General features: G+C 56.0%; 4 protein-coding genes and 1 pseudogene. 2 read left to right on the top strand and 3 right to left on the bottom strand.

Annotation, left to right across the window (positions count from 1 at the left end; genetic code table 11):
- From GS12_RS22155 to ugpB, 3 genes and pseudogenes are all read right to left on the bottom strand, one after another.
- Nucleotides 1-247: pseudogene (locus GS12_RS22155) on the bottom strand (glycerol-3-phosphate transporter); the annotation flags it as partial.
- Nucleotides 244-1,131, bottom strand: coding sequence for a sn-glycerol-3-phosphate ABC transporter permease UgpA (gene ugpA, locus GS12_RS22150; RefSeq protein ID WP_034951037.1), 888 nt, complete (start codon nt 1,129-1,131; stop codon nt 244-246). The pseudogene GS12_RS22155 and the gene ugpA, both read right to left, overlap by 4 nt.
- Nucleotides 1,132-1,193: 62 nt before the next feature.
- Nucleotides 1,194-2,513 carry a sn-glycerol-3-phosphate ABC transporter substrate-binding protein UgpB gene (gene ugpB, locus GS12_RS22145; RefSeq protein ID WP_034951034.1) on the bottom strand — a complete coding sequence of 440 codons (1,320 nt, stop codon included), beginning with the start codon at nt 2,511-2,513 and terminating at the stop codon, nt 1,194-1,196.
- 235 nt (nt 2,514-2,748) lie between these two features.
- Here ugpB and GS12_RS22140 point away from each other — a divergent pair, with 235 nt between their 5' ends.
- Both GS12_RS22140 and GS12_RS22135 read left to right on the top strand, forming a co-directional pair.
- Nucleotides 2,749-3,615, top strand: a complete 867-nt coding sequence (locus GS12_RS22140; protein WP_034951031.1) for a hypothetical protein — start codon at nt 2,749-2,751, stop codon at nt 3,613-3,615.
- A 6-nt stretch (nt 3,616-3,621) separates the two neighbouring features.
- Nucleotides 3,622-4,007: CesT family type III secretion system chaperone (locus GS12_RS22135; RefSeq protein ID WP_034951028.1), on the top strand; the 386-nt coding region annotated here is incomplete at its 3' end.

Below are 4,007 nucleotides of genomic sequence, written 5' to 3'. Positions count from 1 at the left end.
TGATGGCGCTGTTCAGCAGCATCACACCAAACGGCGCGCTGTTCTGCGCCACGCCGTTGTGCCAGATGGTTACCACGTTGTCCCACAGATGGCGGCCAGGGATCAGCGTCATCGGCACCTGGAAGACCTCGCTGTTATCCAGCGTGGCGGCCACAAACGCGATATAGAGCGGGAACAGTACCGTCAGCGCGCCCAGCAACAGCATGATGTGACTGAAAATATCCAGCCCGCGTCGGTTCTCAATCATTGGTAGCGCACCTTTTTCTCGACGTAGCGGAACTGAATTACCGTCAGCACAATCACCAGCAGCATCAGCACCACTGACTGCGCGGAAGAAGAGGAGAGATCCAGCCCGGCGAAGCCTTCCCGATAGATTTTGTAGATAAGCGTGGTGGTGGACTGCACCGGCCCGCCGCCCGTGGCGGCATCGATAACCGGGAAAGTGTCAAAAAAGGCGTAAACCAGATTGACTACCACGAGAAAGAACCCGACCGGCGCAATCAGCGGCAGCGCAAGGCGGAAAAAGCGCCGCACCGGCCCGGCGCCGTCGATGGCTGCCGCCTCAATCAGGGATTTGGGAATCGACTGTAGCGCGGCAAAAAAGAACAGAAAGTTGTAGCTCATCTGCTGCCAGACAGAGGCCAGCACCACCAGGAACATCGCCTGCCCGCTGTTTTGCGCGTGGTTCCAGTCGTAACCCAACGCGCGAAGAAAGTGGGTGATCAGGCCCAGCCCCGGACTAAACAGAAACATCCACAGCACCGCCGCCACCGCAGGCGCGACCGCATACGGCAGTAAAAACAGCGTCTGGTAAACGCGTTTCAGGCGCAGAACATAATCCACCAGCGCGGCGAAGAACAGCGACACTATCAGGCCGATAACGGTGACCAGCCCGCTGAACACCAGCGTGGTCCAGAACGCATCCAGATAGTATTCATCGCCCGCCAGACGCTGGAAATTTTCCATGCCGACAAAGCTGCTGGAGAGGCCAAAGGGATCCACGCTCTGCACCGAATACCACAGCGCCTCGCCCGCAGGCCAGAGGAAGAAAATAAAGGTGATCGCCAGCTGCGGCAGCACCAACAGATAAGGCAGCCAGCTAACACGGAATACGGGACGAGGAGAAGACATGGTATGGCTCTGCATGGCTGACGTTAAAAAGCGGGGCGCGCGGCCCCGTACGGTGAGGCTGATTACTTAACCGTCTGTTCAAAGCGGCGCAGCAGCGCGTTACCGCGAGAAACGGCATTATCCAGCGCGGCCTGCGGTGTTTTTTTACCGGTCCAGACGCCTTCCAACTCTTCATCAACCACGGTGCGGATCTGCGGCATATTGCCCAGCCGCATCCCTTTGGTAAAGGCCAACGGCGGCTTGTTCAGCATCTGCCGCGTCGCGGTATCGGCACCCGGATTTTTGTCATAAAAACCCTGCTGGCGCGTCAGCGCATAAGCCGCCGTGGTGATCGGCAGATAGCCCGTCTTTTGATGCCATTCGGCGGCGATTTCCGGCTGCGCCAGGAACTGCATGAATTCGGCCACGCCCTTGTAGGTGCTGGCGTCTTTGCCTTTCATCACCCACAGGCTGGCCCCGCCGATAATGGCGTTTTGCGGCGCGTTCGGTACGCTTTCGTCGTAAGGCATCATGCCAACGCCGTAGTTGAATTTCGCGTAGTGGCGAATGTCGGCCAGCGAGCCGGACGAGGCGGTGGTGATGCCGCAGTCGCCGTTGTAAAACTTGGCGGTGGACTCATCTTTACGGCCGAAGTAGGTGAATTCGCCCTTCCTGCTCATGTCCGCAAGCAGTTGAATATGACGCACCTGAACGGGTTTGTTAAATTCCAGTTCGGCGTCGTTGCCGTCAAAGCCGTTGTTTCTGGTCGCCACCGGCAGACCATGCCAGGCGCTGAAGTTTTCAATCTGGATCCAGCCCTGCCAGCCGCTGGCGTAGCCGCAGTTCATGCCCGCTTTACGCAGCGCGGCCGCGTCTTTTTCCAGCTCCTGCCAAGTTTTCGGCGGCTGTTCCGGGTCTAGTCCCGCTTTTTTAAAGGCGTCTTTGTTGTAATAGAGCACCGGCGTGGAGCTGTTGAACGGCTGAGAAATCAGATGGCCGGTTTTGGAATCGCTGTAGTAACCGGCAACCGTCGGCACAAACTGTTTTTCATCAAAGGCGATGCCCGCATTTTTGAAGACGTCATACACCGGCACGATAGCTTTCGACGCCATCATCGTCGCCGTACCCACTTCGTAAACCTGGAGGATGGCAGGCGCTTTTCCTGAACGCACCGCGGCGATCCCGGCGGCCAGGCTCTGCTCATAGTTGCCTTTATAGGTGGGAACGATCCTGTAATCGGGATGGGAGTCATTGAAGCGTTTTGCCAGCGAATCGACCTCAACGCCCAGTTCGCCTTCCATCGAATGCCAGAACGGAATGTCAGTCGCGGCCAGCGCGTGTCCGCTCAGCGTGAGACCCAGTGCAATACAAAGTGCAGTACGACGAAATGAGAACGATGCCATTTTCAGATTCCTGTGCCTGGTGTGATTTCTTCTTGTTCGCCAGGTAACATGACATGTGAAAATGACGGAAAAATAACGCTTTTGTGACGGAAAAGTGACGGAAGAAAGTCATTAAAAAGCGGCAACCGCTCGCATCAGAATCTGGCCTGCACAGGCGTTCCGGCCTGCCAGGGAACAAAAAGAGAACAAACAACACCCAGACTTATTATTCACAGAGATAAAGGCAAGCGCGGCTATGTTTCCTTCAATTTCAAATATTCCTGTTTCCAGTACCGATCCGGGTACGGTGGAACTGTGGCGAGCCTTGCCCGGAAGGCATCAGCAGCAGGCGGTAACCGTTAGCGCACAACTGATGAATGAGTTGCACAGTGCGCAAAGCGCTATCGACTTCGTTAAAGATCAATTAACGTTTGGTTCCGATAATCAACAGAGTGATTTTGTGCGCACCGGCGGTGAAAGCCACCGACACGGCGTCGCGGCACTGCACCTTCGGGACACAGATTTTCGCGGCGATAACAACGCTCTGACAAAAGCGGCATTCCAGGCGCAAGCGGGCACCTGCGGAGAAATTTCTGCCGCCGTCATGGCGGTGCTCTCTACTCTGGATCTTGACCGCCCCATTTTTACCTATGCCGCAGCGGGCGGGCTGAATCATCAATTTAACGTGATTGGTGATATACGCCAGCCCGGCAGCGCCGTCGTGGCGGACGGCTGGCCGGTTTTCGCCCGCTCGCACCTGCTTGATAACGCGCTTTTTGTCCCCGACGGCGCCGCGATACTTGATGTTCACAATCCGAAAATGCGCCCGAAAGCCGAGCTGGAAGATATTCTCAGTGTTTCGCCTCTCAGCGAAGAGCGGATAACCAGCATCAATAATAGCTATAAAACGCCGGATGTCGTGAAACTCAACCAGCTGGCGCTGACTGATGACAGGCTTGTTCAGCAGTTGCACGGGGTGAAAAATCTCGGCGTCACCTATCAAAATGCAGAAAATGCGCAGGATCTCCATTTACAGACGGCTTCGGTGGAGCACTACAACGCGCATGCCCAACCAATGCAGCATACTCCGGCCAAAAAACCTTTAGTTCCCTACGACGAGTGATTTTTTATGAGCGCTTCACTGTTTCATCGCACGGTAGAACCGCTGCTCAGACATCTTAAGGTCGATCCGACCGCGCTGGCTGGCGGCAACAGTTATCACATTGAATTTCCCCATTACAGCGTGCAGTTGCTGAACATTCATCAGGTATCGCTGCTGATGCTGCTTTCGCCAGGCCGCATAGCGGAAGAGAGCGATCCTTCGCTGCCCTGGACGCTATTGCAGCTGAATATGTTTGATGGCGAGCGGCCTGCCATCCACATTAGCGCGCTGGCAGAGCAGAAAAGCCTGGTGTTATGGACGCAAGAAAGGCTGACGCAGATCGATGCCGCTGGCGTTATCGCGCAGTTTGACCGTCTGGTCGCCAGAGGCGAGGAGGTTGCGCAGCTCTGTGC

The organism is Erwinia oleae, from assembly GCF_000770305.1.
GTDB lineage: Bacteria > Pseudomonadota > Gammaproteobacteria > Enterobacterales > Enterobacteriaceae > Erwinia > Erwinia oleae.
Note: the sequence above shows the minus strand (reverse complement) of the source record. Positions and strands in the feature narration are given on the sequence as shown.